The 25,016-nt window shown below is 68.3% G+C and carries 28 protein-coding genes and 1 tRNA gene; 12 read left to right on the top strand and 17 right to left on the bottom strand.

Translation table 11 applies throughout. The features are described 5' to 3' along the window. Positions 1 to 116: 116 nt before the first annotated feature. Together G9373_RS07130 and G9373_RS07125 are read right to left on the bottom strand one after the other, a co-directional pair. Positions 117 to 2,465, bottom strand: coding sequence for an MMPL family transporter (locus G9373_RS07130; RefSeq protein WP_167114487.1), 2,349 nt, complete (start codon positions 2,463 to 2,465; stop codon positions 117 to 119). Between the two features lie 50 nt (positions 2,466 to 2,515). Then, on the bottom strand, positions 2,516 to 3,118 hold the full coding sequence (locus G9373_RS07125; protein ID WP_005253325.1) for a TetR family transcriptional regulator: 603 nt from the start codon (positions 3,116 to 3,118) through the stop codon (positions 2,516 to 2,518). Positions 3,119 to 3,239: 121 nt separating this feature from the next. Here G9373_RS07125 and G9373_RS07120 point away from each other — a divergent pair, with 121 nt between their 5' ends. The 5 genes from G9373_RS07120 (at position 3,240) to G9373_RS07100 (ending at position 7,242) form a co-directional block, all read left to right on the top strand. Next, complete coding sequence (locus G9373_RS07120) at positions 3,240 to 4,055, top strand: class I SAM-dependent methyltransferase (RefSeq protein WP_054246845.1); 816 nt, start codon at positions 3,240 to 3,242, stop codon at positions 4,053 to 4,055. Between the two features lie 136 nt (positions 4,056 to 4,191). Then, complete coding sequence (locus G9373_RS07115; protein ID WP_043787312.1) at positions 4,192 to 5,265, top strand: aromatic ring-hydroxylating dioxygenase subunit alpha; 1,074 nt, start codon at positions 4,192 to 4,194, stop codon at positions 5,263 to 5,265. A gap of 18 nt (positions 5,266 to 5,283) precedes the next feature. Next, positions 5,284 to 5,499 (top strand): hypothetical protein, encoded by a 216-nt coding sequence (locus tag G9373_RS07110; protein ID WP_005561602.1) that lies wholly within the window; start codon positions 5,284 to 5,286, stop codon positions 5,497 to 5,499. Positions 5,500 to 5,514: 15 nt separating this feature from the next. Continuing rightward, positions 5,515 to 6,474: a PDR/VanB family oxidoreductase gene (locus G9373_RS07105; RefSeq protein ID WP_054246843.1), complete on the top strand. Its 960-nt coding sequence runs from the start codon at positions 5,515 to 5,517 to the stop codon at positions 6,472 to 6,474. Between the two features lie 15 nt (positions 6,475 to 6,489). Next, positions 6,490 to 7,242: an IclR family transcriptional regulator gene (locus G9373_RS07100; protein ID WP_005561607.1), complete on the top strand. Its 753-nt coding sequence runs from the start codon at positions 6,490 to 6,492 to the stop codon at positions 7,240 to 7,242. On the opposite strand, the gene G9373_RS07095 is transcribed toward G9373_RS07100, so the two are convergent. Together G9373_RS07095 and G9373_RS07090 are read right to left on the bottom strand one after the other, a co-directional pair. Next, positions 7,208 to 7,705, bottom strand: coding sequence for an Rrf2 family transcriptional regulator (locus tag G9373_RS07095; protein ID WP_005248742.1), 498 nt, complete (start codon positions 7,703 to 7,705; stop codon positions 7,208 to 7,210). The genes G9373_RS07100 and G9373_RS07095 overlap by 35 nt on opposite strands. A gap of 37 nt (positions 7,706 to 7,742) precedes the next feature. Beyond that, positions 7,743 to 8,159 carry a VOC family protein gene (locus G9373_RS07090; protein ID WP_133985934.1) on the bottom strand — a complete coding sequence of 139 codons (417 nt, stop codon included), beginning with the start codon at positions 8,157 to 8,159 and terminating at the stop codon, positions 7,743 to 7,745. Positions 8,160 to 8,324: 165 nt separating this feature from the next. Between G9373_RS07090 and G9373_RS07085 the strand changes: the two genes are divergently transcribed. Further along, positions 8,325 to 9,293 (top strand): sterol desaturase family protein, encoded by a 969-nt coding sequence (locus G9373_RS07085; RefSeq protein ID WP_005253308.1) that lies wholly within the window; start codon positions 8,325 to 8,327, stop codon positions 9,291 to 9,293. Here G9373_RS07085 and G9373_RS07080 read toward each other — a convergent pair. From G9373_RS07080 to G9373_RS07055, 6 genes are all read right to left on the bottom strand, one after another. Beyond that, positions 9,225 to 9,908, bottom strand: coding sequence for a YceI family protein (locus tag G9373_RS07080; RefSeq protein ID WP_005561610.1), 684 nt, complete (start codon positions 9,906 to 9,908; stop codon positions 9,225 to 9,227). The two genes, G9373_RS07085 and G9373_RS07080, sit on opposite strands and share 69 nt — an antisense overlap. Positions 9,909 to 9,977: 69 nt before the next feature. Further along, complete coding sequence (locus G9373_RS07075) at positions 9,978 to 10,772, bottom strand: SDR family oxidoreductase (protein ID WP_054246841.1); 795 nt, start codon at positions 10,770 to 10,772, stop codon at positions 9,978 to 9,980. A gap of 93 nt (positions 10,773 to 10,865) precedes the next feature. Continuing rightward, positions 10,866 to 10,956, bottom strand: a tRNA-Ser gene (locus G9373_RS07070). Positions 10,957 to 11,011: 55 nt separating this feature from the next. Next, on the bottom strand, positions 11,012 to 11,203 hold the full coding sequence (locus tag G9373_RS07065) for a CsbD family protein (RefSeq protein ID WP_005561211.1): 192 nt from the start codon (positions 11,201 to 11,203) through the stop codon (positions 11,012 to 11,014). A gap of 138 nt (positions 11,204 to 11,341) precedes the next feature. Beyond that, complete coding sequence (locus G9373_RS07060) at positions 11,342 to 11,800, bottom strand: nucleoside deaminase (RefSeq protein WP_005561213.1); 459 nt, start codon at positions 11,798 to 11,800, stop codon at positions 11,342 to 11,344. A gap of 11 nt (positions 11,801 to 11,811) precedes the next feature. Then, positions 11,812 to 12,351, bottom strand: coding sequence for a tRNA adenosine deaminase-associated protein (locus G9373_RS07055; RefSeq protein WP_005561215.1), 540 nt, complete (start codon positions 12,349 to 12,351; stop codon positions 11,812 to 11,814). A 49-nt stretch (positions 12,352 to 12,400) separates the two neighbouring features. On the opposite strand from G9373_RS07055, the gene G9373_RS07050 reads away from it, so the two are divergent. After that, positions 12,401 to 13,369: a prephenate dehydrogenase gene (locus G9373_RS07050; protein WP_037202828.1), complete on the top strand. Its 969-nt coding sequence runs from the start codon at positions 12,401 to 12,403 to the stop codon at positions 13,367 to 13,369. Positions 13,370 to 13,418: 49 nt separating this feature from the next. On the opposite strand, the gene G9373_RS07045 is transcribed toward G9373_RS07050, so the two are convergent. Both G9373_RS07045 and G9373_RS07040 read right to left on the bottom strand, forming a co-directional pair. Continuing rightward, entirely contained in the window at positions 13,419 to 14,006 is a 588-nt protein-coding gene (locus G9373_RS07045) for a putative glycolipid-binding domain-containing protein (RefSeq protein ID WP_005248751.1), read from the bottom strand. Further along, the gene (locus G9373_RS07040; protein ID WP_005561218.1) at positions 14,003 to 15,115 is read right to left on the bottom strand and encodes a hypothetical protein; all 1,113 of its coding nucleotides are present in this window, start codon (positions 15,113 to 15,115) and stop codon (positions 14,003 to 14,005) included. Before G9373_RS07040 ends, G9373_RS07045 begins: the two co-directional genes overlap by 4 nt. 180 nt (positions 15,116 to 15,295) lie before the next feature. Between G9373_RS07040 and dcm the strand changes: the two genes are divergently transcribed. From dcm to G9373_RS07015, 5 genes are all read left to right on the top strand, one after another. Beyond that, positions 15,296 to 16,441, top strand: coding sequence for a DNA (cytosine-5-)-methyltransferase (gene dcm / locus G9373_RS07035; protein ID WP_005561219.1), 1,146 nt, complete (start codon positions 15,296 to 15,298; stop codon positions 16,439 to 16,441). A 14-nt stretch (positions 16,442 to 16,455) separates the two neighbouring features. Then, positions 16,456 to 16,860, top strand: coding sequence for a very short patch repair endonuclease (locus tag G9373_RS07030; protein WP_005561220.1), 405 nt, complete (start codon positions 16,456 to 16,458; stop codon positions 16,858 to 16,860). A gap of 128 nt (positions 16,861 to 16,988) precedes the next feature. After that, positions 16,989 to 17,255, top strand: a complete 267-nt coding sequence (locus tag G9373_RS07025; RefSeq protein ID WP_231137792.1) for a hypothetical protein — start codon at positions 16,989 to 16,991, stop codon at positions 17,253 to 17,255. 61 nt (positions 17,256 to 17,316) lie between these two features. Then, positions 17,317 to 17,973 (top strand): class I SAM-dependent methyltransferase, encoded by a 657-nt coding sequence (locus tag G9373_RS07020; protein WP_133985933.1) that lies wholly within the window; start codon positions 17,317 to 17,319, stop codon positions 17,971 to 17,973. Positions 17,974 to 18,054: 81 nt separating this feature from the next. Then, positions 18,055 to 18,486 (top strand): nitroreductase family deazaflavin-dependent oxidoreductase, encoded by a 432-nt coding sequence (locus G9373_RS07015; protein WP_005561222.1) that lies wholly within the window; start codon positions 18,055 to 18,057, stop codon positions 18,484 to 18,486. A 16-nt stretch (positions 18,487 to 18,502) separates the two neighbouring features. Here G9373_RS07015 and G9373_RS07010 read toward each other — a convergent pair whose 3' ends face one another. The 5 genes from G9373_RS07010 to G9373_RS06990 form a co-directional block, all read right to left on the bottom strand. Then, positions 18,503 to 19,306, bottom strand: a complete 804-nt coding sequence (locus G9373_RS07010) for an NAD(P)H-binding protein (RefSeq protein WP_005561223.1) — start codon at positions 19,304 to 19,306, stop codon at positions 18,503 to 18,505. Positions 19,307 to 19,382: 76 nt separating this feature from the next. Next, positions 19,383 to 20,696 carry a serine hydrolase domain-containing protein gene (locus G9373_RS07005; RefSeq protein WP_037202823.1) on the bottom strand — a complete coding sequence of 438 codons (1,314 nt, stop codon included), beginning with the start codon at positions 20,694 to 20,696 and terminating at the stop codon, positions 19,383 to 19,385. Positions 20,697 to 20,798: 102 nt separating this feature from the next. Further along, positions 20,799 to 22,367 (bottom strand): MFS transporter, encoded by a 1,569-nt coding sequence (locus G9373_RS07000; RefSeq protein WP_005561224.1) that lies wholly within the window; start codon positions 22,365 to 22,367, stop codon positions 20,799 to 20,801. Further along, a complete protein-coding gene (locus G9373_RS06995) occupies positions 22,364 to 23,602 on the bottom strand; it encodes a cation:proton antiporter (RefSeq protein WP_054247594.1) in 1,239 nt (412 codons plus the stop codon). Before G9373_RS06995 ends, G9373_RS07000 begins: the two co-directional genes overlap by 4 nt. A 126-nt stretch (positions 23,603 to 23,728) precedes the next feature. Then, a complete protein-coding gene (locus G9373_RS06990) occupies positions 23,729 to 24,802 on the bottom strand; it encodes a D-2-hydroxyacid dehydrogenase (protein WP_054247593.1) in 1,074 nt (357 codons plus the stop codon). Between the last annotated feature and the right edge of the window lie 214 nt (positions 24,803 to 25,016).

Below are 25,016 nucleotides of genomic sequence, written 5' to 3'. Positions count from 1 at the left end.
GGGCAGCGATCCTGGCGGGTCATCATTGTGTCCGAAGGTTACCAACAGAAGGCCTACGGCCTTGTGCGCCTTTCTGGTAGCAGGCACTACCAGAAAGGCGCACGGGCGCGAAGCGCCTACCGGACCGGCTGCAGCGGCTCGTCCGCGTCGTGCAGGACCTTCTTCAGCTTCTCGCCCTCGATGTCCACGTTGGGCAGGATCTTGTCCAGCCACTTCGGCAGCCACCACGCCTTGTCGCCGAGCAGTGCCATCACGGACGGGATGATCACCATGCGCACGACGAAGGCGTCGAAGAACACGGCCGCCGCCAGGGCGAAGCCGATCGACTTGATGAACGAGTTCGGCTCGGCGATGAACGCCGCGAACACCGAGATCATGATGACCGCGGCGGCGCTGACCACCCGGGCACCGTGGTTGAAGCCGACGGTGACGGCCTGCTTCGCGGTCGCGCCGTGGACGTATTCCTCCCGCATCCGGGTCACCAGGAACACCTGGTAGTCCATCGCGAGACCGAACACGACGCCGATCAGGAAGATCGGCATGAAGCTGACGATCGGCTGCGGGTTGGAGATGATGCCGCCCCAGCCCTCCTGGAACACCGCGACCGTGGCACCGAACGTGGCCGCGACGCTGAGGAGGAAGCCGAGCGTGGCCGTCAGCGGCACGAGCACCGACCGGAACACGAGCAGCAGCAGGAGGAAGGCCAGGCCCACGACCACCGCGAGGTACGGGATCAGCGCGTCCTGCAGCGTCTCGGACACGTCGCCTTCGAGCGCGGTCTGCCCGGTGACGCCGTAGTTGACGCCGATCGAATCGTGCAGACCTGCCTCCGCACCGCGGATGTTGTTCACCAGGTCCATCGTCGCCGGATCGCTGGGGGCGCTGCTCGGCGTCACCAGGATCTGCGCGGTGTCACCGGCCTTGTTCACGCCGACGACCTGCGCGTTGGACACGTCGTCCTGCGCGGTGATGGTCTTCACGACCTCACCGAATGCCTCCGACGGCGTGCCGGTGGTGACGTCCTTGGCGTCGACGACGACGAGCAGCGGACCGTTCTTGCCGGGGCCGAAGCCTTCGCTCACGAGGTCGTAGGCCTGCCGGGAGCTGGTGGCGGGGTCGCCGGTGCCCTCGCTGGGCAGGGCCAGGCTCAGGCCGGTCGCGGGGATGGCGAGCGCCCCGAGCACCACGACTCCGGCGATCAGCGGAATCGCGGGACGGCGGACCACGGCGCTGATGTACCGCAGGGCGAGGCTCGGCTTGCCCTCGTCGTCCTCGAGGTCGCGACTGCTGAGGAACGGGATCTTGCCTGCGAACGCCTTCTTCCCGAACAGCCCGAGGATCGCGGGCAGGAGCGTCAACGCGATCGAGACGGCGATGAACACCGTGAACGCGGCGGCCGCACCCATGTCGGAGAGGAACGGGATCCCGACGACGCGCAGCGCGATCAGGGCGATGATCACCGTGAGACCGGCGAACACCACGGCGGAACCGGCGGTGCCGACGGCACGTCCGGCCGCTTCCGAGCGGTCGTCCGTGAGGGTGAGTTCGTGCCGGAACCGGGACACGATGAACAGCGAGTAGTCGATGGCGACGGCCAGGCCGATCATGATGGCCAGCGTGGGTGTCATCGAGCTGAGGTCGGTGAAGCCGGTGGCGACGGTGATTCCGAGGCTGCCGATCATGATGCCGATGATCGCGGTGATCAACGGCAGACCGGCGGCGACCAGCGAACCGAACGTCAGTGCGAGCACGACAGCGGCCACGCCGATACCGACGAGCTCGGTGGCGCCACCGGGCGGTTCGGCTTCGTTGGCGGCGGAACCACTGATCTCGACGGTCAGTCCGGCGTTGCGGCCGGCGTCGGCAGCGGCCGAGATCTGGTCGCGCAGAGCCTGGTCGACGTCACCCATGCTGCCCTTGAACGGCACCTCGACGTAGCCGACGGTCTTGTCGGCGTTGAGCGGGGACAGCGCCTGCGCGTTCGCGACGGCGGCCTCTTCACCGATTCCCTTGTCGGGCGCGGACGACTTCGCCATCTCGACGAGCTGCTCGTTCGCCGTGACGGGGTTGACCAGGGCCTTCGCGGCGTCGGCGCCCGAGGCGGTGGCGGGATCGACCTTGGCGGCGTCCTGGACCTGGTCGATGCCGCGCACCTTGGCGAGCACCGCGTCCATCGCCTGCCGACTCTGCTCGCTCTCGAGGGTCTGCCCCTCGGGAGCGGCGAACACGTAACGCGCGCTGACGGCGTTCATCGGGTCGCTGGCCGCGGCTTCGGGGAACCGTTCGGCCATCAGGTCCTGCGCCTGCTGCGCGGGGGTGCCCGGGATGGAGAACGAGTCCTTCGTGGGCCCGGACAGTGTTGCCGCCCCGACGCCCATGAGGACCAGGATCACCAACCAGACGCTGAGGACCGCACCTTTTCGCCGGTAGGCGAATCTGCCGATCCGATAGAGATAGGTGGCCACGAGAGGCTCCTTCTGAGTCGGTGGAACGAAGAGTGATTCGGGGCAGCCGGCTACGGCTGCGGGATTCCCTGACGGAGTTGGCGCATGGCGTCGCGGACCAGTTCTTCGGGTCCGCTCGCGCCGGATTTGCCGCTCATCCACAGGTCGAGCGACGCCTTGCACGCCGATCCGACCGCCAGGTGCAGCAGGTTGGGGTAGAGGTCGGTGTCGATGTTCGTGCCCGTGCGTTCGGCGATCACCTCACCGACCAGACGGGTGACGCGCAGGTGCACTTCGAGTTTCTTCGCGAGCAGCGCGGGGCTGGTCTCGACGAGTTCCATCATCACCGCGGTCTCTTCGAGCGGTTTCGCCGGATCGGTGACGATCTGGACCACCACGTGCTCGAGGGAATCCCAGATCGGCTCGTCCTCCGGGCGGGCGCGGAGCAGGTCCACCCAGTCGTGGACGGACTGCTCGAAGTGCGCGAGTACCGCCTCCTCCTTGCTGGAGAAGTAGTTGTGGAACGTCCGAGTCGAGACCCCCGCCTCGGACGCGATGGCGTCGGCAGTGACGCATTCGATGCCCAGCGCGCGGGCCAGGCGTGCGGCGGCGCCGCTGAGGGCTGCACGCGTGGCGGCCTTCTTGCGGTCCCGCAGTCCGATTTCCGAAATCACTACTCCGACGGTACAGAACTTGCAGAGCTCTGCAAATTTGCGCGACAGTGCAACTTTCATGTTCTTGCCCACAGCCCGCGCAGCACTGTGTCGGGAGTCACCGCGGCGTTACGGTGGATCCATGTCCGATCCGACGGCGCCGCTGTCGTTCCGGGCGGACGAGATCGACCGCGCCGCCCTGGACCAACTCGCCGCAGTCCTCGACCTGCAGGCCGCGCGCCCGGGAATCCGGCGACTGCGCGAGTGGTCGCTCGCTGCCCTGCACGTGCAGCCGGGCGAGAGCGCCCTCGACCTCGGATCGGGCACGGGATCGGAGACGCGGGCCCTCGCCGCCGCGGTCACCCCGTCGGGTCGCGCGATCGGACTCGATCCCAATCCCGGCATGGCCCTCCTCGCCCGGGAGCGGACCGAGGAGGAGGGCTCGACCGCGCAGTTCGTGATCGGCGACGCCTACTCGCTGCCGTTCCCCGACGACCGCCTCGACGTCGTACGGTGCGAACGGGTGTTCCAGCACCTGAGCGAGCCGGACCGCGCGGCGGCGGAAGTGGCCCGCGTGCTGCGGCCCGGCGGGCGCGGCGTCATCGTCGACAGCGACTGGGGCACGGCGATCATGCACCCCGGAGATCCCGAGATCCTGCAACGGATCATGGACGTGATGCTGTCGCACACCGCGAACCCGCACTCCGGGCGGCTGCTCCCGGGACAGCTCACCTCCGCCGGACTCGTCGTCGAGGACATCGGCACGGAGGCGCTGATCCAGGATCCGGGCGATGTGACCGGCCCACTCGTCCAGATGATGACGGCCGCCGCGATCGCCGCGGGGGCGATCACCGAGGCGCAGAGCGCCGAGCTGCTGGACCAGCTGAACGCCGCCGCCCGCAGCGGCGACTTCCACATGTCGGTGACGATGTTCGCCTATCTCGTTCGCAAGCCCTGACGAAACCCTTCCGACATTCGGAAACCGAGTGTGGTGGATCACCTCCGGTGCCGCACAGTGGTGGAGACGACGCCGACGCCTCACCGAGTCCGGCGTCACGAATAACGCAGCAGCCCAGCATATTCCGGAGGCACTCATGTCCACGATCGCCCGTAACCAGTGGTACGTCGCAGCGTACGGCCGTGAGGTCGGACGCGAGCTGTTCTCGCGCACCATCTGCGAGGAGCCGATCCTGTTCTGGCGGACCGAGGCCGGCGAGGCCGTCGCGATGAGCGACCGGTGCGTGCACCGCCGGTACCCGCTGTCCGAGGCGCCGAGCCGGCTCGACGGCGACAAGGTGGTCTGCGGCTACCACGGATTCACCTACGGCAGCGACGGCGGCTGCGTGTTCGTGCCCGGCCAGGCGCGCGTTCCCCGCACCGCCCGGCTGAAGTCGTATCAGGTGGTCGAGCAGGACTCGTTCGTGTGGGTCTGGATCGCCGACCCACAAAACCCCGAGCAGGGCGATCCCACCCGCATCCCCCGCGCACCGTGGATGGACTCCCCCGACTACACCGTGGTCAGCGGCATGGAACCGATCGACTGCAACTACGGCCTGCTCGTCGACAACCTGATGGACCTGTCGCACGAGACGTACCTGCACGGCGGCTACATCGGCACCCCCGAGGTGGCGGAAACCCCGATCACCACGGAGATCGACGAGGACCGGAACGTCATCTACGTGTCCCGGCACATGGACGACGCCGAGTGCCCGCCGTTCTACTCCAAGTCCACCGGCATCGAGGGACGCATCACCCGCTGGCAGGACATCGAGTACACGCCGCCGTGCCTGTACCTGCTGCACAGCCGCATCGCCCCGATCGGCGCACCGCTGCCCGGCGACGACGGCTCCGACCCGCACGCGTTCCACAGCGAGATCGTGTACGCGATCACCCCGTCGACGGAGAATTCCACCCTCGACTTCTGGGCCGTGGCCCGCGACTTCGCGGTCGGCGACGACGCCGTCACGACGTTCCTGGCGGAGAACAACCGAACCGTCGTGATGCAGGACGTCGTGGCGCTGAACGTCCTGCAGAAGGCGCTCGACACGGAAAAGGACGGCTACCAGGAGCTGTCGATCAACATCGATGCCGGTGGCCTCGGCGCACGCCGGATCCTGAAGAAGCTGGTCGACGCGCCGCAGGCCGTCACGGCAGCGGCGGTGGGCTGAGCCGTGGAACCGACCAGGATGCTCCGCGGCGCCAACGTGATGCGCATCGTCTGGCTTCCGGGCTCGGACCTGCTCGAGGGCGAGTGCCACTGCGGCGCGCGCCACGTCGCGGAAGAACCCGCCACCCTCTGGGAGTGGTTGCTCGCCCACCCCGAGGGACACCACCCCGCCGATCCGCCGGTGCCCGCCACGCCGCTGCCCGCGGCGCCGGAATCCGCTCCCGTTCCCGTCTGACCCGGAGAAACCGCCATGCCTACCCCACCCGAACCCGTGCTCGAGCTGGAGCTGACCACCAGGACCACCGGCGCCGACGGCGTCGTCGTCCTGGAGTTCCGCGACCCGTCCGGCGCGGACCTGCCCGCGTGGACACCGGGTGCGCACATCGATCTCGTGCTGACGCCGGAGCTCACCCGCCAGTACTCGCTGTGCGGCGACCCGGCCGACACCGGGACCTGGCGCGTCGCCGTGCTGCGGGAGGCGATGGGGCGCGGCGGTTCGCAGTTCGTGCACGACAAGCTGAGCGAGGGCGACCGCGTCACGGTCCGGGGACCGCGGAACCATTTCGAGCTCGCACCGTCACCGCGGTACGTGTTCGTCGCGGGCGGCATCGGGATCACGCCGATCCTCACCATGGCGCACGCAGCGGAGAACGCCGGCGCCGACTGGACCCTGGTCTACGGCGGGCGCAGCCGCAGTTCGATGGCGTTCGCCGACGCACTCGCCGAGCGGTTCGGCGACCGGGTGGTAGTGCACCCCGAGGACGAGCACGGCCTCATCGACCTACCGGGACTGCTCGACGACGTCCGGGACAACACCCTCGTGTACTGCTGCGGGCCCGCGCCGCTGCTCGACGCGGTCACCGGTCACTGCGACAGCTGGCCGTCCGGCGCGCTGCACATCGAGCGCTTCGCGGCCAAGGATCTCGAGGAACCGGTCCGCGCCGAGGGGTTCGAGGTGGAGCTGACTCTGAGCGGCAAAACCGTCACGGTGGCACCCGAGCAGTCGATCCTGCAGGCCGTCACCGCCGCCGGCGTCCAGGTGCTGTCGTCCTGCGAGGAAGGGACCTGCGGAACCTGCGAGACGGCCGTGCTCGGCGGTACTGTCGATCACCGGGATTCCCTGCTCACCGCGGACGAGCAGGCCGCCAACGACACCATGATGATCTGCGTCTCGCGTGCGAGCTGTCCACGTCTGACGCTGGAACTGTGAGACGGAGAACGAGCAATGGCGATCACCGGGTCGGTGACCATTCGCTCGTTGCGGCTCCTCGAGCTCTTCACCCCCGCGTCCCCGCGGCTGACCCTCAGCGATCTGTCGCGGAAGTCAGGGTACCCGCTGAGCACCGTGCACCGGCTGACCAGCGACCTCATCGAATGGGGCGCCCTCGAACGTGACAGCAGCGGCCGCTTCACGGTCGGGCTCAAGCTGTGGGAGATCGCGTCGCTCGCACCGCGCGGCACGATGCTGCGCGAACTGGCGATGCCGGTGATGGAGGACCTGTCGCAGATCACGCGGGAGAACGTACAGCTCGGCATCGCCGAGGGCACCGAGGTCGTGTTCGTCGAACGCATCGCCGGACAGAAGGCCGTGCCCGTCCAGACCCGCGTCGGCGGCAGGTTCCCGCTGACGGCGTCCGGCATCGGCCTGGCCCTGCTCGCCTACATGCCCGCCGACGTGCAGGAGCAGGTGCTGAGCGGGCCGATCGAGAAGTTCACCGAACGGACCGTCACCGACCCCGTCGTGCTGCGGCGGACGCTCGCCGAGATCCGCCGATCCGAGGTCGCGATCAGTGATCGCCAGGTGACCATGGACGCGGTCTCCGTCGCGGCACCGATCTTCGAGCGTCCCGGAGCGGCGGTCGCGGCCGTGTCGCTGGTGGTCTCGGCGGAGAACGCGTCACTGAACGCGCTGGTCCCGCTGGTGCGTGCGGCCGGCCGGACGATCAGCCGCGCGCTGCGCCCTCGTCAGCCGTCGTAGCCGGACGGGTGCGACGCTCCCAGGCCCCCGGATCGGATGTCAGCGTGGTGAGGAAACCCGGCAGCTGCTCGTTCGCCACATCCGCCAGGCTCACGTTCTCGAGCACGGCCCGCAGGTTCACCCGTACCGCGATCCACACGTCCTGCAGTTTGGCGGCCGGCCCGCAGTAGTCGACGTCCTCGGGACGCTCACCCCGCACCGACGCGAGCGGACCCTCGACGGTCCGGATGACGTCGGCGATCGTGATGTCCTCGGCGGGACGGGCCAGCCAGTAGCCGCCGTCGGGTCCGCGCCTGCTGTTGACCAGTCCCCCGCGCCGGAGGTCGGCGAGGACGGCCTCGAGGAACTTGTGCGGAATGGTCTGCGACTGTGCCAGGAACTCGGCCTTGGACGGGGACGGCCCGGCAGCGGCCAGTTCGATCAGCGTCCGCACGGCGTAGTCCACCTTTGCGGTGATGTGCACACCGAATTCCTACCATCCGAGTATGAAAACGGGCAACTCACGCTTCGCCGCGCGCACCCAGAATGTCCAGGTAATGCGGGTTGTACATGACGCCGAGGATGTTGCCGAACGGGTCCACGACGGACGCGGTGACGAATCCCGACTCACGTTCGGTGCGCGGCTCGTGCTCTGTCGCGCCCATCGACAGCAGCTTCTCGACGGCGACGGTCACGTCGTCGACGTGCCAGAACACCACCACGCCGGACGGGCCGTCCGCGGCGCCGTGCGGGGCGTATCGACGGTCGATGATGCCGAGCTCGTACTGGTAGTCGCCGATCCGGTATTCGATGTACGCAGGGTTCTCGGAGCCGGGGCGTTGGAAGTACGGGGCGATGCCGAGCACGGCGCTGTACCACTCGCGGGCCGCCGGGATGTCGTCGGCGAAGAGGCTGACGGTGGTGAGTCCTCGCAACATGACGAGTCCTTTCGACTGATCCGGTTCCTGCTGACGGGATCCATTCTTCGCCGCAAAGTGCGCACCCGATGAGCACTTTGTTTTGCTCTTCGAATCGAGGCGGATAGTGATGCGTGTCACTCCGAGGTACATTGAACTGGACGATCGTCTTGTGGAGGAAGCAGCATGTGGGAGACCGTGACGTCGGCGTGGAATTCGGCGCTGCTGACGCCCCTGCACGAGCCGGTGACGCTGGCCATCCCGGCGTTCGTGCTGTTCCTCGCCATCGAATGGTTCGCGGCCCGGCACCTCGAGGACGCGACGTTCGACCCCGACGGACGGTCCCGCCCGGTGCGCGGAGGCTACGAGCGCCGCGACGCGCGGGCGAGCGTGTCGATGGGCGCCGTGTCCATCCTGACGACCACGTTCTGGAAGCTGCTGGCCCTGATCGGGTACTCCGCCATCTGGGTGTACCTCGCGCCGTGGCACCTACCCGCGGACGCGTGGTACACGTGGGTGATCCTCATCCTCGGCGTCGATGCGCTGTTCTACGCGTATCACCGGATGGCGCACCGCATCCGCCTGATCTGGGCCACCCACCAGGCGCACCATTCGAGCGAGTACTTCAACTTCTCGACCGCGCTCCGCCAGAAGTGGAACAACAGCGCCGAGATCGTGATGTGGATTCCGTTGCCGCTGATCGGCGTTCCGCCGTGGATGGTGTTCATCGGATTCTCCGTGAACCTCGTCTACCAATTCTTCGTCCACACCGAGCGCATCGGCACGCTGCCCCGGCCCATCGAGTTCGTGTTCAACACCCCCTCTCATCACCGCGTCCACCACGGCTGCGACCCCGAATACCTCGACCGCAACTACGCCGGCATCCTTATCGTGTGGGACCGGATGTTCGGCACGTTCCAACCCGAAACCCACCGCCCCACCTATGGACTCACGAAACCGGTGGGCACCTACAACATCTGGAAACTGCAGACCCGCGAATACGCCGCCATCGTCCGGGACTGGCGCCGGGCGTCGTCGTGGCGCGACAAGCTCGGCTACGTGTTCGGGCCGCCCGGCTGGGCGCCGTCAGGAACGCGCGAAGCTGACCAGGAAGTCGACCGTGCCGTTGCCGTCCACGGTCACGAAGCCCAGTGACGGCGGCGTCACCCCGAAGTCCGTCCAGGTCACCGGGATACTGCCCGAGGCGATGAGGTCGTCGCCGGAACGCAGCACGTCGATGTCGACGGACACCGGACGCGACTGCCCCTTGAGGGTCAGCGTGCCCTGGGCCGTGACCGTTCCCACGGAACCGTCCGCAGGCAGCCCGGACAGATCGACCGGGGAATCGACCGTGAACGTGGCGGTCGGGAACGTGCCTGTGTCCATCACGTTGCCGCGGAACTGGTTGTCGCGGCGGGACTGATCGGTCGCGATCGTCGCCACCTGCACAGTCACCTCGCCGGCGGTGAGTTTCTCGCCCTCGACGGTCGCGTTGCCGGTCACGTCGCCGGTCGACCCGACCACCGTGACGCTGGCGCCGTTGAGGATCTCGTGGACGGTGTACCCCGCCGCCGTCTGGTTGGAGCCCTGACCCGGCGTGACGGTCCACTGTCCGTCGACCGATCCGGTGGCCGCCTCCGCGCCCTCGGTCGACACCGAGGCCGCCGGTGCGTCGTCCTCCGCGATGAATTGGCCGTAGAACCACGGTCCCACCAGCACCGCGATCACGACGATGACAACTGCGCCGACCAACCACCACAGCTTCTTCATGAGATCACGCTAATTGCAGCTTCAATGGATGTCACTCGCTACGACCTGCGAGAGTGCTGTGAACGGCGGTCACGGGACGATGGAATCGATGTAGCCGCCGTCCACCCGCACCGCCGCGCCGGTGGTCGCCGACGCCTGCGCCGAACTGAGGTAGACGACCATGTTCGCGATCTCCTCCGGCTCGATGAGTCGCTGCAGCAACGACTGCGGCCGGTACTTCTTCATGAACTCGCGCTGCGCCTCTTCCCACGGCAGGTCCGTGTCGACAAGGCTGTAGACGAAATCCTCCACACCGCCCGTGTGGGTGGGGCCGGCGAGAACCGAGTTGACCGTGACCCCCGTCCCCGCCGCCTCTTTCGCGAAGCCGCGCGAGACCGCCAGCAGTGCCGTCTTCGACATCCCGTAATGGATCATCTCGGCGGGAATGACGATCGCGGAGTCACTGGCGATGTCGAGGACCCGGCCCCACGACCGTTCGACCATGCCGGGCAGGACCAGACGTGTCAGCCGGATCGCGGACAGCACATTCACCTCGAAGTAGCGGCGCCACTCGTCGTCATCGATCTCCAGGGCCGGCTGTGAGCCGAAGATCCCCAGATTGTTGACGAGGATGTCGACGACCGGAACGATCTCCAGGACCCCGCGCGCGCCCTCGTCCGTCGTGACGTCGGCGGCCGCCGGAACGAATTCGCCGTCCGGGACGTCGGCCCGCAGTCGCTCGATCGCCGCACCCACGGACTTCTCGGTGCGGCCGTTGATCGCCACCCGTGCGCCGGAGCGGGCGAGACCCGCTGCGATCGCGGCGCCGATGCCCTGCGTCGATCCGGTGACCAGTGCCGTCCTGCCCGTCGAGTCGATGCGCATGTCGCCTGCCCCTTCCCTCCAGGACACGCTAACGAACATCCCCGGCACGGATACACAAAAAGCTCCCCACCTGCGAGTGCAGGTGGGGAGCTTTGGCGGTGGCGGAGGGATTTGAACCCTCGGACGGGGGTTACCCGTCACACGCTTTCGAGGCGTGCTCCTTAGGCCGCTCGGACACGCCACCGCCGGTGACTTTACCGGATGTGGCGCCCGAGCCCGAAATCGCCAGGTGAAACCGTTTAAGTCAGCTTGTCCTTGACGTTCTTGGCGGCGTCCTTGACCTTCTCGCCGGCATCCTTCACCGCCGAGGACGCCTGGTCTGCCTTGCCCTCGTCGCGCAGGTCCGGATCGCCCGTGGCTTTGCCGGTGGCTTCCTTCGCCTGGCCCTTGAGGTCTTCCGCCTTGTTCGAAGCTTTGTCTGCGATTCCCACGAGATACCTCCGTGAATCCGATTTCGAACCCGGGGACGGGTCCGGCGGCGCCTCGTCAGCGCCTGTCTCCAGAGAAGCACGGGTCATGCGGACCCGGCCACATTGTGTCGAGTACCCCACGAAAGAGTTTGAAACCGGTCAGCGCCGTTCACGGAAGAAGTCTTCGAGGATGCCGGCGCATTCGTCCTCGAGAACACCGCCCCTGACCTGCGGGCGGTGCGTGAGGCGGCGGTCGCGGACCACATCCCACAACGAGCCGACGGCACCGGTCTTCGGCTCCCACGCCCCGAACACCACCCGGGAGATCCGGGCCAGCACGAGCGCGCCCGCGCACATCGTGCACGGCTCCAGCGTCACCGCGAGCGTCGCCCCCTCGAGACGCCAGCCGTCGCCGTACACCCGCGCAGCGGCCCGCAACGCGATGATCTCCGCGTGGGCCGTCGGATCCGACATCGCCTCCCGCGAGTTCACGGCCCGCGACACCTCGACACCGTCGGCGTCGAACACCACCGCACCCACGGGCACGTCGGCGTCGGTGGCAGCCCGGGCCGCCTCGATCGCCGCGCGGATCATCCGCTCGTCGTCCTGAAGAGTCACGGCGCGTGGAACTACCGGGGAAGCGTGTCGAGAACCCCGGCCAGCTCCGTGGTGAACCCGAGCCGCTGCGCGATCATCCCGAGCTGCTCGTCGGGATACAGGTCCGTCTCGGACGTGATGACAGCCAGAACGGGTTCAGGCAGACCGAGGTCCGCGAGCAACGACAGGTCGCCTTCCTCCCACGGCTCGATGTCGTCGAGTTCGTCCGGGTCGATGTCCGGGACCTCGACGTTGAGCGCCTCGAGGACGTCGGCGGCGATGTCGTAGTCGAGGGCCGCGGTGGCGTCGGACAGCAGCAGACGCGTTCCCGACGGCGCAGGCCGGAGCACGACGAAAAATTCGTCGTCCACGTCCAGCAGACCGAAGAACGCGCCCGCGCTACGAAGGGCCCGAAGCTCCTCCTCCGCGACGCTGAGACTGGTCAGAGCAGCCGAAGTGAGGGCCTTGACCTTCCACCGGCCGTCCTCGTGTACTACCGCGACACCGAAGCCCTCCAGATCCTCTGCCCGATCCGAGGAGGCGCTGTTGTTTTCCGCGCGCTGTGCACCCATGAGCGCAACGGTAGCCCGCGGGGTGCCGGTAAATGAAGTCCGCACTCGAATGTGCCAACCTGTTCGGGTGTCTGATACCCCTTCCGCACCTCCGGTGTGCGTGCTCGGCCTGGGCTTGATCGGCGGTTCACTGCTGCGTGCGGCGGTCCGGGCGGGCCGCGAGGCGTGGGGTCACAACCGATCCGCGCCGTCCGTCGACGCCGCCCGGGCGGACGGTTTCGACGCCGACACCGATCTGGTCGCGGTGCTCCAGCGTGCGTCGGCCGCGTCGGCGCTGATCGTGATCGCGGTCCCCGTGCCCGCCGTCGCCGCCACCCTCACCGCGATCGCCCTGTACGCACCGAACTGCTCGATCACCGACGTCGTCAGCGTCAAGGCGGAGGTCGCGGCGGCGGCAGCCCGTCAGGGCCTCGCCGACCGCTACGTGGGCGGGCACCCCATGGCGGGAACGTCGGCGTCCGGGTGGAGCGTCGGCAGCGCCGACCTGTTCCGGGAAGCCGTGTGGGTGGTCGGCACCGACGACGGCGTCGACCCCGCCATCTGGACGCAGGTCGCGCAACTCGCGTTGGACTGCGGTTCCGTCGTCGTGCCCGCCGAGTCCGCCGAACACGACCGGGCGGTCGCGCGCATCTCGCACCTGCCGCACCTACTGGCCGAGACCCTCGCAATCACCGGTGCCCGCGGCGGACCGCTCGCCCTGGGCCTGGCGGCCGGCTCGTTCCGCGACGGCACCCGCGTGGCCGGCAGCGCGCCCGGACTCGTCCGGGCCATGTGCGAGGGCAACCGGGACGCCCTGCTGATCGCCCTGGACGAGGCGCTGGCACTGCTGCAGGACGCGCGGACCGAACTGGCGGACCAGTCGTCGGCCGCGACACTCGTCGAGGCCGGTCACACCGCTCGCCTGACATACGACAACCAGGAGACGTGGGAAATCACCGGCATCGTTCCCGGCCGCGCAGGCTGGATCGACGACATGCGTGATGCGGGTCGGCGGGGAGGGCGGCTCCGCCGCCTGTGAGCCTTTCTGGTTGCCGGAGCTACCAAAAAGGCGCACGGGTGCGGAGCGCCTAAATCCGTTCGGCCAGGCCCGGGTAGTCGATGATGAACCCGTCGCGGTCGACGGTCACCGAGGAACTCGACACCGGCGACAGCACGTGGATGCCGTCCGGACCACTGCTGTATGTGAGGATCGCGCCCTCGACCCGGAGGTCCAGGAGGTTCACGTAGACAACGGGTACCTCGACGTCCTCGGACCCGAGGTGCAGTCCGTACCGCCGGATGGGCAGGGCGTTGAAGAACGGGCTGAGCACCATGTCGACGTCGAGGGCGCCGTCGAACGTGGACCGCTGGTGGTTGGCGCCGTGCTCCACCATCCACGTGCCCTCTTCGTCCCGGCTGATCGACATCTGCCGTTCACCGGCCGCAACGGACGTCCGCAGCGACAGCCGGCGGGTGACGCCGCTTTCGTCCGTGACGAGGTCGTAGGACGCGCTGAACGCCGGATGCTCAGGGCACTCGCCGCCGATGATCCGGCCTGCTGCCTTGATGCGGTCACCGTTGAGCTGGACGCGCACCGATTCCATTCGGGGTGCGTTGTCCGCCCGCCACGTCAGTACTGCGGGCCAGGTCGAGGCACCGGAGGCTTGGATGCTCACCTGTCTACGGTAAGCGACGACGGCTCCCGGGGTGGCAACGGGCCGAGTTTCGTTGCAGCAGAGTTGCCGAGACTCAGTGCCCGGGCTCGTTCCGTGACCGCGATGCGCGACGAGAAGACGACGAGGGCGCCGAGTCCGACCGCCACGTTCAACAGCGCCCCGAACTCCTGGGCGACGAAGTCGAACACCTCGGTGAGCAGCACCGTGACCAGCGCCGCGGCCCGCAGGAACTGCAACGGCCACAGCTTCCCGTTCCGCAGTCGCACGATGGCCGACCAGCACAGGACGAACGCGATCGCGGACCCGGTGAGCTGGCCGACCGTCGTGATGTCCGTTCCCTCGTCGCCGCGGAGGTCGTCGTCGAGCGTGATCACCGCACTGAGCAGTCCCAGGGTGGAGAACAGGGTGAGGAGCACGGCCGCCGTCCAGAGCATCCCGGGACCCTTCGCGAAGGCGGGGGTCGCGCGGCGGGCCAGCTCCCGGGCCGTGGGCACGGCCCGGCCGTTCCGGTCCGGGCAGTGGGCGAGCAGATCCCGGACCGACGTCAGCGTCGCCTCGTCCGCGCCGGCGGCGGCCGCCCGGCGCAGCTGCGCCAGCGCCTGCTCCCGGCGTGCGCGGTCCAGCCCGCGATCCAGGCCGCCCAGCGCGATGGCGGCGGCGTTGGCGACGTCCTCCGTCGGGGTCGGCGGCCGGACGTCGTGCAGCGACCGGTTGACCAGCAGCAACACGACGATCACCACGTACATGATCGCGACGGACGGCCGATAGAAGTAGTCGTTGGACTTGGTGACGAACTTGCCGATCTCGTCGAGGAACAACCCGAACCCGATGCCGCCGATCACGACGCCCAGGACGCGCGGTTTCATCCCCAGGAACGAGAACACGGTCACCAGCGCCACGACCATGCCGAGTCCGCCCCACAGGACGTGCGCGATGTGCAGCGAGGAACCCCCGACCTGCGGATAACCGGTGAGATGAAGGTAGGCGCGGGTGAGCAGGATCGTGACGATCCCGATGATGACGAACGCTTCGACGAGGCCGCTGCCCTGGGCGTCGCGCAGGAGGTGCGGCCGGTTCCGGAAACCCGAGATCCGGAAACCCGAGATCATGGCGCCTCCCTGTGCTCCCACCTACTGGAAGTCTATGTGGCTTCGCCACCCGTGAGTACTTATTAACCGCCCGCCGTTAATAAGTACTCACGGGTCGTTGGTCAAAGCGGGCACAGATCTCGAGTAACGTTCTCGGGTGACTGGTTCGTGAGGAAGGGTGCCGTGACGTCAACCGGGAGCATGGTGGGCCTGTTCGCCGGTATCGGCGGGCTCGAGTTGGGTCTGAGAGAGCACGGCTGGAATACCGAACTGCTCTGTGAGATCGACCCGGGCGCCCAGGCGGTTCTGCGTACCCGATTCACCGACGTCCCTGTGCATTCCGACGTCACCAAGCTGCGTTCCCTCCCCCAGGACATCGAACTCGTCGCCGCGGGATTCCCCTGCCAGGACCTCTCCCAGGCCGGCCGGACCGCCGGTATCACGGGTTCCCGTTCCGGCCTCGTCGACGAGGTGTTCCGCTTGGTGAAGCGGAAGAAGGGTCCGCGCTGGCTCCTGATCGAGAACGTGCCGTTCATGCTGCAACTGGGTCGCGGGGCTGCTATGAGGCATATCACGGACGCCCTCGAGGACCTCGGCTACACGTGGGCGTACCGGGTGGTCGATGCGCGCGCGTTCGGGCTCCCCCAGCGCCGTCAGCGGGTCCTGATGCTCGCCTCGCGCACCGAGGACCCCCGCGCGGTGCTGTTCGGTGAGGACGCCGGAGAACGCCCCGTCGACGACCATGCCGACTTCCCGTGCGGTTTCTATTGGACCGAGGGCACCCGCGGTCTCGGGTGGGCGGTCAACGCGGTCCCCACGCTGAAGGGCGGTTCGTCCGTCGGTATCGCGAGCCCGCCCGCCGTGCGACTGCCGTCGGGCGAGATCGTGACGCCCGGACTCGTGGACGCCGAACGCCTGCAGGGCTTCGACCCCGACTGGACGGCGCCCGCCGCGCTGGTCCCCGGGCTGCGGAACAGTCATCGGTGGAAGCTCGTCGGCAACGCGGTGAGTGTGCGGATGGCGTCGTGGGTCGGTCGGCGTCTGCTCGAGCCGGCGGACTACGAGCGGGGCATCGAGACGCCGATGAAGCCCGGCGACGCGTGGCCGGTGGCGGCGTGGGGCAGCAATCGTCAGGCCTTCCGGGTGCACACCTCGACGTGGCCGGTGCAGGAGCCGTACGAGGATCTCAGCGGATTCCTGGAGGACACCCGGCTGCTGTCTGCGCGCGCGACCGCCGGCTTCCTGAAGCGGGCGCGGATGGGCAATCTGCGTTTCGTTCCCGGGTTCATCGACGACGTCGAGAGCCACCTCGACCGCATGGGCGGCTTCCCCGAGGCCGCCGCGTAGCGGACGGACCCGCGATGCCCGCCACCGATCCCGCGACCAGTGCCCGGATGCGGGCGCAGCGGCGTCGCGACACCGCACCCGAACTCGCACTGCGCCGGGAACTGCACCGGCGTGGGGTCCGGTACTACGTGGACCGGGCGCCGATGAAGGGCGTCCGGCGGCGCGCCGACCTGGTGTTTCCGCGACGGAAGGTGGCCGTGTACGTGGACGGGTGCTTCTGGCACAGCTGCCCGCAGCACGCCACGTTCCCGAAGAACAACGCGCAGTGGTGGGCCGAGAAGCTCGCCGGCAACGTCACCCGCGATCGTGACACCGACACGAGGCTGACCGACGCCGGGTGGACGGTGGTGCGGATCTGGGAGCACGAGAATCCGGTGGTCGCCGCGAACAGGGTCCAGGAAGCTCTGGCCGACGAGTGACCCCTGCTTCGCTGACGGCGGCAGGTCGAGGTGTTGAATTTTCCACCCCTAGGGGTATGGTCGCCGACGGCGGATCAGTGCAGGATGGTCTCATCGGTAACCATTCGGACCACCTTCGGAGGAGCATGATGATCCGCCGAATCGTCGCGGCGGCCTCCATTGCGTTTGCAGCAGCGGCCGTCCCACTCGTCGGTCCGGCGACCTTTGCCGTCGCTGCACCGGGTGACACCTACATCAGCAACCCCCCAGCCAACCCGTCGGATCAGAGTTTCTGCGACGACCAGGCCGCCCTCGCCAACAACCTCTCCGCGAAGGGCGATTTTGCGCGTGCAGACGGCGTCGTGTCGGCCGCGAACATGAGCGGTTGCCGCATCTACACGTTCCCCAGCCCGTAATCGGTTGCCGTTCCGGCAACCGGATTCCCGGTTCGACGGGCCCGGCGGCCACAGTGGGAGCATGACCCACGAGCAGGCACCGGACATGACCGATTTCTTCAGCCAGGAGTTCTGGGACGAGCGTTATCGCTCGACTACCGCGGTGTGGAGCGGCAACCCCAACCCGCATCTCGTCGAGCAGGTCGCGGACGTGACCCCGGGCAGCGCCCTGGACGTGGGCAGCGGTGAGGGCGCCGACGCGATCTGGCTGGCGGCCCGCGGGTGGAACGTCACCGGAGTGGACGTGTCGACGGTGGCGTTGGAACGCGCCGCCGAACGGGCCGCCGCAGCCGGCGCCGACATCGCGGACCGGACGACGTGGGAGCAGGCCGACATACTGTCGTGGGAGCCGCAGGCCCGCCGATTCGATCTGGTGTCGGCACATTTCATGCATCTGCCGGGCCCTGCCCGCGAGGCCCTGCACCGTCGCATGGCCGGAGCGGTCCGTCCAGGTGGGCGGCTTCTCGTCGTCGGGCATCACCCGTCCGATCTGGAGACGTCCGGCGGGCGGCCCAATGTTCCCGACATGCTGTTCACACCGGAACAGGTCGCTGCCGTACTGGACGCCGCGGAGTGGGAGATCCTGGTGTCGGCGGCGCCCTCGCGTGAGGCGCGCGACCCCGAGGGCCGGCCCGTCACCGTTCACGACACCGTTCTGCACGCGGTTCGCCGGGCCTGACGACGGTCTACTGTGTGGGCACGATCTGTTCCGAGTGCCGAGACCAGAGTGCCGAGACCAGAGTGCCGAGACGAGGACGCCGTGGCCGACCTGTTCGTGAAAGCCCTTCAGCTGCACCAGTTCGTCTACGAACGCAGCGGAGGATGGGTGGGGCACCGGTTGCTGTTCGGGATGCCGACCCTGCTGCTACACAGTGTCGGCCGGAAGTCCGGGCAGCCGCGCACGTCCGCGTTGACGTACGGCCGCGACGGCGCACGCTTTCTGGTCGTCGCGTCGAAGGGTGGTGCGCCCACGTCGCCCGCGTGGATGCACAACGTGCTGGCCGCGCCGACCTGCGAGATCCAGGTGGGCCGCGACCACATCACCGTGGCGGCGCGGAAGGTTCTGCCGGGCGACCCGGATTACGACCGGATGTGGGCGACGATGAACGAGATCAACCACGGCCGGTACAGCGACTATCAGAAGAAGACGGATCGGCCGATCCCCGTCATCGCGCTCACCCCGACCCGCTGACTCGGCCGGTGCGGCCTCAGCGGAACTCGTCGACGTGCGCCGACGCCCACTGCGCGAAGGTGGTCGCGGGGCGCCCGGTGAGTTGCTCGACGAGCCGGTTCGCCTCCTGGGGAGCGTCGACCAGACTCGCCATCCCTTCCAGATACCAGCGGGCGTACTCCCCCATCGCCGGTGTCAGGACGTCCACGGCCTCGTCCAGCGACACCTGCCGGTACTCGATGTTCCGGCCGAGGGCGGCGCCGAGTTCTCGGACGAGGTCGGCGCGGGTGATCGTCTCGGGACCGGTGAGTTCGTACGACGCGCCGACGTGCCCGTCCTCGAGGAGAGCGACGGCCGCGACCTCGGCGATGTCGTTCATGGCGATCGGCGCGTTCGCCGCCGTCGGGTACGGCTCACGCACGGTGTCTCCCGCGGCGATCTGCGGTGCCAGGATTCCCGCATTCTCCATGAACTCGCCGGGCCACAGGTGCGTCCACTCGATGCCGGACGCCTCGACGGCCCGTGCGACGTCACCCCAGTGTCCGTCGTGGGGGCCTGACAGGTCGACGACGTGCCGGACTCCGGCCTGCTTCGCCAGGGCGAGCGCGTCCGGGGCGGTGTCGGGAGTCGGTGCGAGGTACAGGGAATCGACGCCCTCGAACGCCGCGGGCAGGCTTGCGAGTCTGCGGAGGTATCCCTCGACGACGGTGACCGAGCCCGGAAGTTGCGCCTTGTCAGGATGATTCGTGAGGGCCCGGACGTCCGTCGCACCCCGCGCGAGCAGGTGGTCGACGAGCATTCTGCCGATGTTCCCGGTTGCCCCCGTCACGAGAATCGTCATGCCCTGCACGCTACCGCCGCGGGAGGGCATGTGAGTGGCGAAGTGTGCTCGCGTACGCTTTGCCACTCACATGGGGTCAGCTGGTCGGCGGGGCGGACGTCGAGGACGTTGCCGGGGTCTCCGAGGGCGTCGGCGTGGCCGGGGACGACGCGTCCGGATTCTGCACTCCGGCGCTGAGCTTGTAGACGTGTTCCGGCGAGATGATCTCCGTGACGGCCCCCGCCAGCGCCGTGCTGGGTTCGCTGCCCTGATAGGGGACGTCGGTGTTGATCATGATCGCGAGGGTGGTTTCCTGCTCGGGCAGGTAGACGCACACAGTCTGGTACCCGGGGAGGCTGCCGTTGTGCCCGATCCAGCCGGCGACGTCGAAGATGCCCAGGCCGTAGCCCACGTCGGATGCCAGACCCGGTGCGTTCACCGTCTCGAGCCGCTGCGCCTGTGTGGCCGGCTGCAGCAGGGTGCCGGTGGCGAGAGCCGGCGCCCAGATGTGCAGGTCGTCGAGGGTCGAAATCATCGCGCCCGCCGCCCATCCCCAGGACGGATTCCAGTTGGTGGCCACGGCTTCCTTGTCGTCCAAGGTCTGCTCGGTGTAGCCCTGCGCGTGCGGTTCGGGGAACGCGTTGGTGGTCGGGAAGCTCGTGCCCGCCATCTTCAGCGGCTGGACGATCTTCTGCGTCACGTACTCCGGGAGCGGCAGTCCGCTGACCTTCTCGATGACAAGTCCCAGCAGGGTCGTGTTCGTGTTGGAGTACTCGAACCCCTGGCCGGGCGGGAACGTCGCGGGCTGCGCGAACGCGTAACCCAGCAGTTGTTGCGGGGTGAACGCGGCCTGCGGGTCGCTGAGCAACGCCTTCTGGAAGTCCTCGTTGGCCGAGTAGTTGGCCAGCCCGCTCTGCATCCGGGCGAGCTGGCGCAGCGTGATCTGATCACCCAGCGGCACGCCCTCCACGTACTTCGAGATCGGGTCGTCGAGCGCGACCTTGTCTTCGTCGACCAGTTGCAGCACCCCGGTGACCGTGAACGTCTTTGTCACACTGCCGATTCGGTGGTAGAAATCGGTCTCCATCGGCGCGCCCGTCGTCTTGTCGGCGACACCGAACGCCTTCACGTAGTTGCCGTCGGGCCCCCACACTCCCACTATCGCGCCGGGAATCGCCGCCATCGACATCGTCTTCTCGATCGCCTCGTCGAGTCGGTCCGCGACACCGGGGTCGATCTGCGCGTCCGCCCCGGCGTTCGGTGATCCCGTCTGCGTCGTCGTGGAGGTGGCGGAGGTGCCCGTGGAGGACGAGTCCTCGGAGCACGCCGCAGGCACTACCAGCAGCAATGCCGCGGCGGCCGCCACGAGGCCTCGCCGCCGATTCGTCCTGGTCACGACCTGAGCTGTCATCGTGCGTCCCGTCGTCGAGGTGCCCCTCTCGGGAATTTACTCCGCGACCGCCGGGCGAATGTACCTTTCGGCGCTTCTGAGGCGACCGGCGGTACATTCGCCCTACTGCGCTCTCTCGGTCGCGTATTCGGCCAGCAGCCGCTTCTCCTTCTCCCGGTGCGGGAAGAAGAAGAACACCACCACGGCCCCCGCGCACACCACCAGGATCGCGGCGAGGTACGCGCGATCGTCGCCGTCCAGGAAGGCGTTGCGGGCGGCGGCGATGATCTGCTCGGCGTACTGCGGATAGCGTTCCGCGAGCACTTCGGCGCTGGAGTACGACTTCGTGAGCGCCGCTTGGGTTTCCGGGGTGATCTGGCTCGAGTCCGGCGACGAGGCGATCGTCGCCGACAGCGACTTCGCGTAACCGGCGGTGAGCACCGCGCCGAGGATCGACTGCATGATCGCGCCGCCGAGGTCGCGTTGCAGGTCGGATGTGCCGGACGCCATGCCCGCCCGCGACACCGGCACCGAACCGGTGAGCGACCGCGACGCCGGGGTGCCCGCGAACCCGACCCCGATGCCGACGAACGCGTACGCGAGGGCCACCCACCAGAAGGTCGCGTCCTCGTCCCACCACACCAGCGCGACAAGCAGTCCGAGGACGACGAACAGGTAGCCGAGCAGCAGCGTGAACCGGGCGCCGTGCGATTCGACGAGTTTCGCGGAGCGGGGTGCGACGAGGACCATCGCGACCGCAGCCGGGATGATCGCGGAACCGGCGGCGAGCGTGGAGTACCCGAGCACGTTCTGGAGGAACTGCTGCCCGATGAACATCGCACCCATCAACGCGCCGAACACGATCACCCCGCCGACGGCGGCCACCCAGAACGTCGGGCGGGCGGCGACGTGCAGATCGAACAGCGGGTGCGCCGCCCGCCGTTGCTGCAGGAAGAACGCGGCTCCCGCGGCGAGGGCGATCAACCCGAGACCGAGGGCGAGCGCCCCGGCGCCGTCCACAGGCGCGAAATTGATCGCGAGGATGAGGGCGGCGATGAAGACGACGGAGATGATGCCGCCGAGATTGTCGACGGGATCGGTCGTCTCGTTGACGTGGGCGGGCACCCACAGGATGGCGGCCACGAGGGCGAGACCGGCGAGCGGAAGGGTCACGAGGAACACCGAGCCCCAATGGAAGTGCTCGAGCAGCGCGCCCGACACGATCGGCCCGAGCGACGAGATCGCGCCACCGAGGGCCGACCACAGTGCGATCGCCTTGGTCCGGGGCGGTCCCGACCACAGCGCCGTGATGATCGCGAGGGTGGTGGGGAACGCGAGCCCGGCGGAGACACCGCCGAGAACACGTGCGAGAAATAGTATTTCGAAGTTCCCGGCGAATCCCGCGATCGCCGACGCCGGCAGCGACAGCGCCATGCCGAGCACCAGCATCTGCTTGCGGCCGTAGCGATCGCCGAGGGCCCCCAGATACAGGACCGACGCGGCGAGCCCGAGGGAGTACGCGACGGCGACGAGGTTCAGCTGCGTCTGACTCGCGTCGAAGGCGCGGCCGATGTCGGGGAGTGCGACGTTCGCGACGGACAGGTTCAGGTTGGCGACGGCGGCGACGAGGATGAGGGTCGCGAGGATCAGCGTGGCGCGGGCCGGCGCCTGCGTCGTTTCGGTTCGAGTCACTGTCTGCTCCCGGGGTTCTGGTCGCCGCGTGGGCTCGCCGTGTCGGCCGACGGTTCGGGGCCCGACGCCAGCAGCGACGCGGCGAGCGGGAAGAGGAGGACGGTGATCGCGCCTGCCGCGACGAGCACGGAGGCGTTGGCGGACGTCATGTCACCGGAGTCGACGGCCACTCCGGTGACGGCCACGATCAGCGGCAGACCCGTTCCCGCGTACAGCGCCAACTGGGTGCGTTCGCGGCCGGTGAAGGGCGGATCCGTGCCGTCGGCGCCCCGGTCGAATCGCCCGGCGAAGTAGACCGGGCCTGCCCGCACCAGCAGGATCAGTAGGACGAACGCGATCAGGACGCCGGGTTCCGACGCCACCCCGGCGACGTCGATAGCCATCCCGGACGTCACGAAGAAGATCGGGATCAGGAACCCGAACGCCAGGCCGTCGAGCTTCGTTTCGAGCGTCTCGTCACCTTCGGGCGTGGCCCGCCGCAGGATGAACCCGGCCGCGAAGGCACCGAGGATCGTGTCGAGACCGAACGACGCCGCGAGCACGGTGAGTGCGACGAGAAGCAGCATGGTGAGCCGGACCGTGGTCTGCGACGTCGTCTCCGATCCCGACCGGATGATCGCGGTGATCCGGGAACCCTCCCGCCGCACGCGGGCGGGTATGAACGCGACCAGCACCGCCGCGGCCGTGAACAGTCCGAGGACCACGATGGACGCCACCGACCCGCGGGAGCCGAGCAGAACTGCCATGGCGACGACGGGTCCGAGTTCGCCGAATGCGCCGTGATTGAGGATCGTCCTGCCCAGCCGGGTGTCGAGTGCGCCCGCGTCCCGGAGGATCGGGAGCAGCGTGCCGAGCGCCGTCGACGTCATGGCAATGGCCACCGCCGTTCCGGCGTCGACCACGTGGACGAGGCTCAGCAGCGTCACCACCGCGAACGCCAGGGCAAGCGACACCAGCCACGTCAGCAGGGCCCGCCTGCCGCCGCGGCCGGTGATCTCGGCCGTGTCGATCTCGTACCCGGCCAGCAGGAACAGCAGCCCCAGCCCCAGGTCGCGCAGCAGTTCGATCTCGCTGCCCTCGACCGCCAGGTCGAAGACGTGCGGACCGATGACGATCCCGGCGACGAGGAGAAGTACCACCTCGGGCACCAGCTTCCGGGGAAACAACCCGGCGAGCAGTGGGGCGACCACGGCGCATGCGACGATCCAGAACAGTGAGGCTCCCACGGAAGGCATGCATCACCCCGTCTCTCGAACACCGGACACAGCACTGCGTTCGAGCCTCACAGAGCCCGGACGACGAGACATCATCCGTGAGGGATGAACGCCACCGGCGCGCCGTCGACAAGCAGGCGGAAAGCGTCAGTAGAACTCGACGGTGTCGACGCGGTTGATCAGTTCCTCGCCGTCGAGGAACCGGGTGGCGTTGCGCGCGAACAGTTCCGCGATGAGGCGATCCTCCGCGGGGTTCAACGCTGCGGTGTGCGGGCTGACCAGCACGTTCGGGTGAGTCCACAGCGGGCTGTCCGACGCCAGGGGCTCGGACGCGAAGACGTCCAGCGCGGCGAATCCGACCCGCCCGTCCTCGATCGCCGCGGTCATGGCGATCTCGTCGACGACGGTGCCCCGGCCCACGCTCACCACCGTCACGCCGGGCTTGACCGCGCCGAATACCTTTGCGCTGACGAGGCCCTCGGTGGAACTGGTTCCGGGAAGCGTCACGACGATGCCGTCCGCGTCCCCGACCACATCGGCCAGCCGGTCGGGGTGCACGATCTCGTCGACTCCCTCGATCGCGGTGTCGCGCCTGCTCGTTCCGACGACGGTGGCGCCGAGGGCCTTCAGTTTCAGTGCCGTCGCGCGGCCGATGCTGCCCAGCCCGACGATGACGATGCGCTGCCCGGACACGGTTCCCATGGCCCAGCGGCCGCTCCACACCTTGTCGCGCTGCTGGGCGAGGAGGCGCGGGAGGGTCTTGGCGCCGGCCAGCAGGCCGAAGACGGCGAACTCGGCCAACGGTTCCGCGTGCACACCGGCGGAGGTACTGAATGCGATCCGGTCGAGTTGCTCGTCGGTGAGGCCGGCCGCCTTCACCTGGGCCCCGCCGCCGGCGGGCATCGTGTGCACCCAGCGGAGTTTGGGGTTGACGCCCGCCGTCCTGGTCAGCGCCGCGGGAGTCTCGTCGGGCACGCCGTACAGGGCTTGCGCCGAATCGACCAGGTCGTCGAAGGCCTTCTGCTGCTCCGCGGTCCGGGAGAACGACGGATCGCCGGAGTGATCACCCGGGAATCGGGAGGGCGGCAGCAGATCCTGCTCGCGGATGAAGTCGATGCGCGGTTCCGCCCGAATGACGAGACTGATGAGCTCTTCGCTCACGGGGGTCGCGGCGACGACGCGGAGTCGCCCGTCGAGTGGCTTCGAGTCGTGTGCGCTCACTGCAGATTCCTTCGTATACGGGCCGATTCTGACCATATGTTCAGAACAAAAACTGTGCACTAATCATGTGATTCAGTCAACACTTTCATTTATGTATGACAAATGGTCGTCTTCGCGGTATCGTCCTCGACACGCCAGTGACCTGGGTCACTACACCGAACTGTTTGTGACCGCGCTCGACGTGGTCCCGTCCCACAACGGAGCAGAAGATGTC

The organism is Rhodococcus sp. A14 (assembly GCF_011603105.1).
GTDB lineage: Bacteria > Actinomycetota > Actinomycetes > Mycobacteriales > Mycobacteriaceae > Rhodococcus_F > Rhodococcus_F opacus.
This window is presented reverse-complemented; position numbering and strand designations above follow the sequence as displayed.

Bases quoted from the DNA above. Each gene is read 5' to 3' on its own strand.
- G9373_RS07020 (WP_133985933.1), top strand. From the start codon at position 17,317: ATGACCCACGAGCAGGCACCGGACATGACCGATTTCTTCAGCCAGGAG.
- G9373_RS07110 (WP_005561602.1), top strand. From the start codon at position 5,284: ATGCTCCGCGGCGCCAACGTGATGCGCATCGTCTGGCTTCCGGGCTCG.
- G9373_RS06995 (WP_054247594.1), bottom strand. From the start codon at position 23,602: ATGCCTTCCGTGGGAGCCTCACTGTTCTGGATCGTCGCATGCGCCGTG.
- G9373_RS07025 (WP_231137792.1), top strand. From the start codon at position 16,989: ATGATCCGCCGAATCGTCGCGGCGGCCTCCATTGCGTTTGCAGCAGCG.
- G9373_RS07075 (WP_054246841.1), bottom strand. From the start codon at position 10,772: ATGCGCATCGACTCGACGGGCAGGACGGCACTGGTCACCGGATCGACG.
- G9373_RS07055 (WP_005561215.1), bottom strand. From the start codon at position 12,351: ATGGGTGCACAGCGCGCGGAAAACAACAGCGCCTCCTCGGATCGGGCA.
- G9373_RS07050 (WP_037202828.1), top strand. From the start codon at position 12,401: ATGTGCCAACCTGTTCGGGTGTCTGATACCCCTTCCGCACCTCCGGTG.
- G9373_RS07010 (WP_005561223.1), bottom strand. From the start codon at position 19,306: ATGACGATTCTCGTGACGGGGGCAACCGGGAACATCGGCAGAATGCTC.
- dcm (WP_005561219.1), top strand. From the start codon at position 15,296: ATGGTGGGCCTGTTCGCCGGTATCGGCGGGCTCGAGTTGGGTCTGAGA.
- G9373_RS07115 (WP_043787312.1), top strand. From the start codon at position 4,192: ATGTCCACGATCGCCCGTAACCAGTGGTACGTCGCAGCGTACGGCCGT.
- G9373_RS07005 (WP_037202823.1), bottom strand. From the start codon at position 20,696: ATGACAGCTCAGGTCGTGACCAGGACGAATCGGCGGCGAGGCCTCGTG.
- G9373_RS07100 (WP_005561607.1), top strand. From the start codon at position 6,490: ATGGCGATCACCGGGTCGGTGACCATTCGCTCGTTGCGGCTCCTCGAG.
- G9373_RS07105 (WP_054246843.1), top strand. From the start codon at position 5,515: ATGCCTACCCCACCCGAACCCGTGCTCGAGCTGGAGCTGACCACCAGG.
- G9373_RS07090 (WP_133985934.1), bottom strand. From the start codon at position 8,159: ATGTTGCGAGGACTCACCACCGTCAGCCTCTTCGCCGACGACATCCCG.
- G9373_RS07080 (WP_005561610.1), bottom strand. From the start codon at position 9,908: ATGAAGAAGCTGTGGTGGTTGGTCGGCGCAGTTGTCATCGTCGTGATC.
- G9373_RS07040 (WP_005561218.1), bottom strand. From the start codon at position 15,115: ATGATCTCGGGTTTCCGGATCTCGGGTTTCCGGAACCGGCCGCACCTC.
- G9373_RS07030 (WP_005561220.1), top strand. From the start codon at position 16,456: ATGCCCGCCACCGATCCCGCGACCAGTGCCCGGATGCGGGCGCAGCGG.
- G9373_RS07120 (WP_054246845.1), top strand. From the start codon at position 3,240: ATGTCCGATCCGACGGCGCCGCTGTCGTTCCGGGCGGACGAGATCGAC.
- G9373_RS07085 (WP_005253308.1), top strand. From the start codon at position 8,325: ATGTGGGAGACCGTGACGTCGGCGTGGAATTCGGCGCTGCTGACGCCC.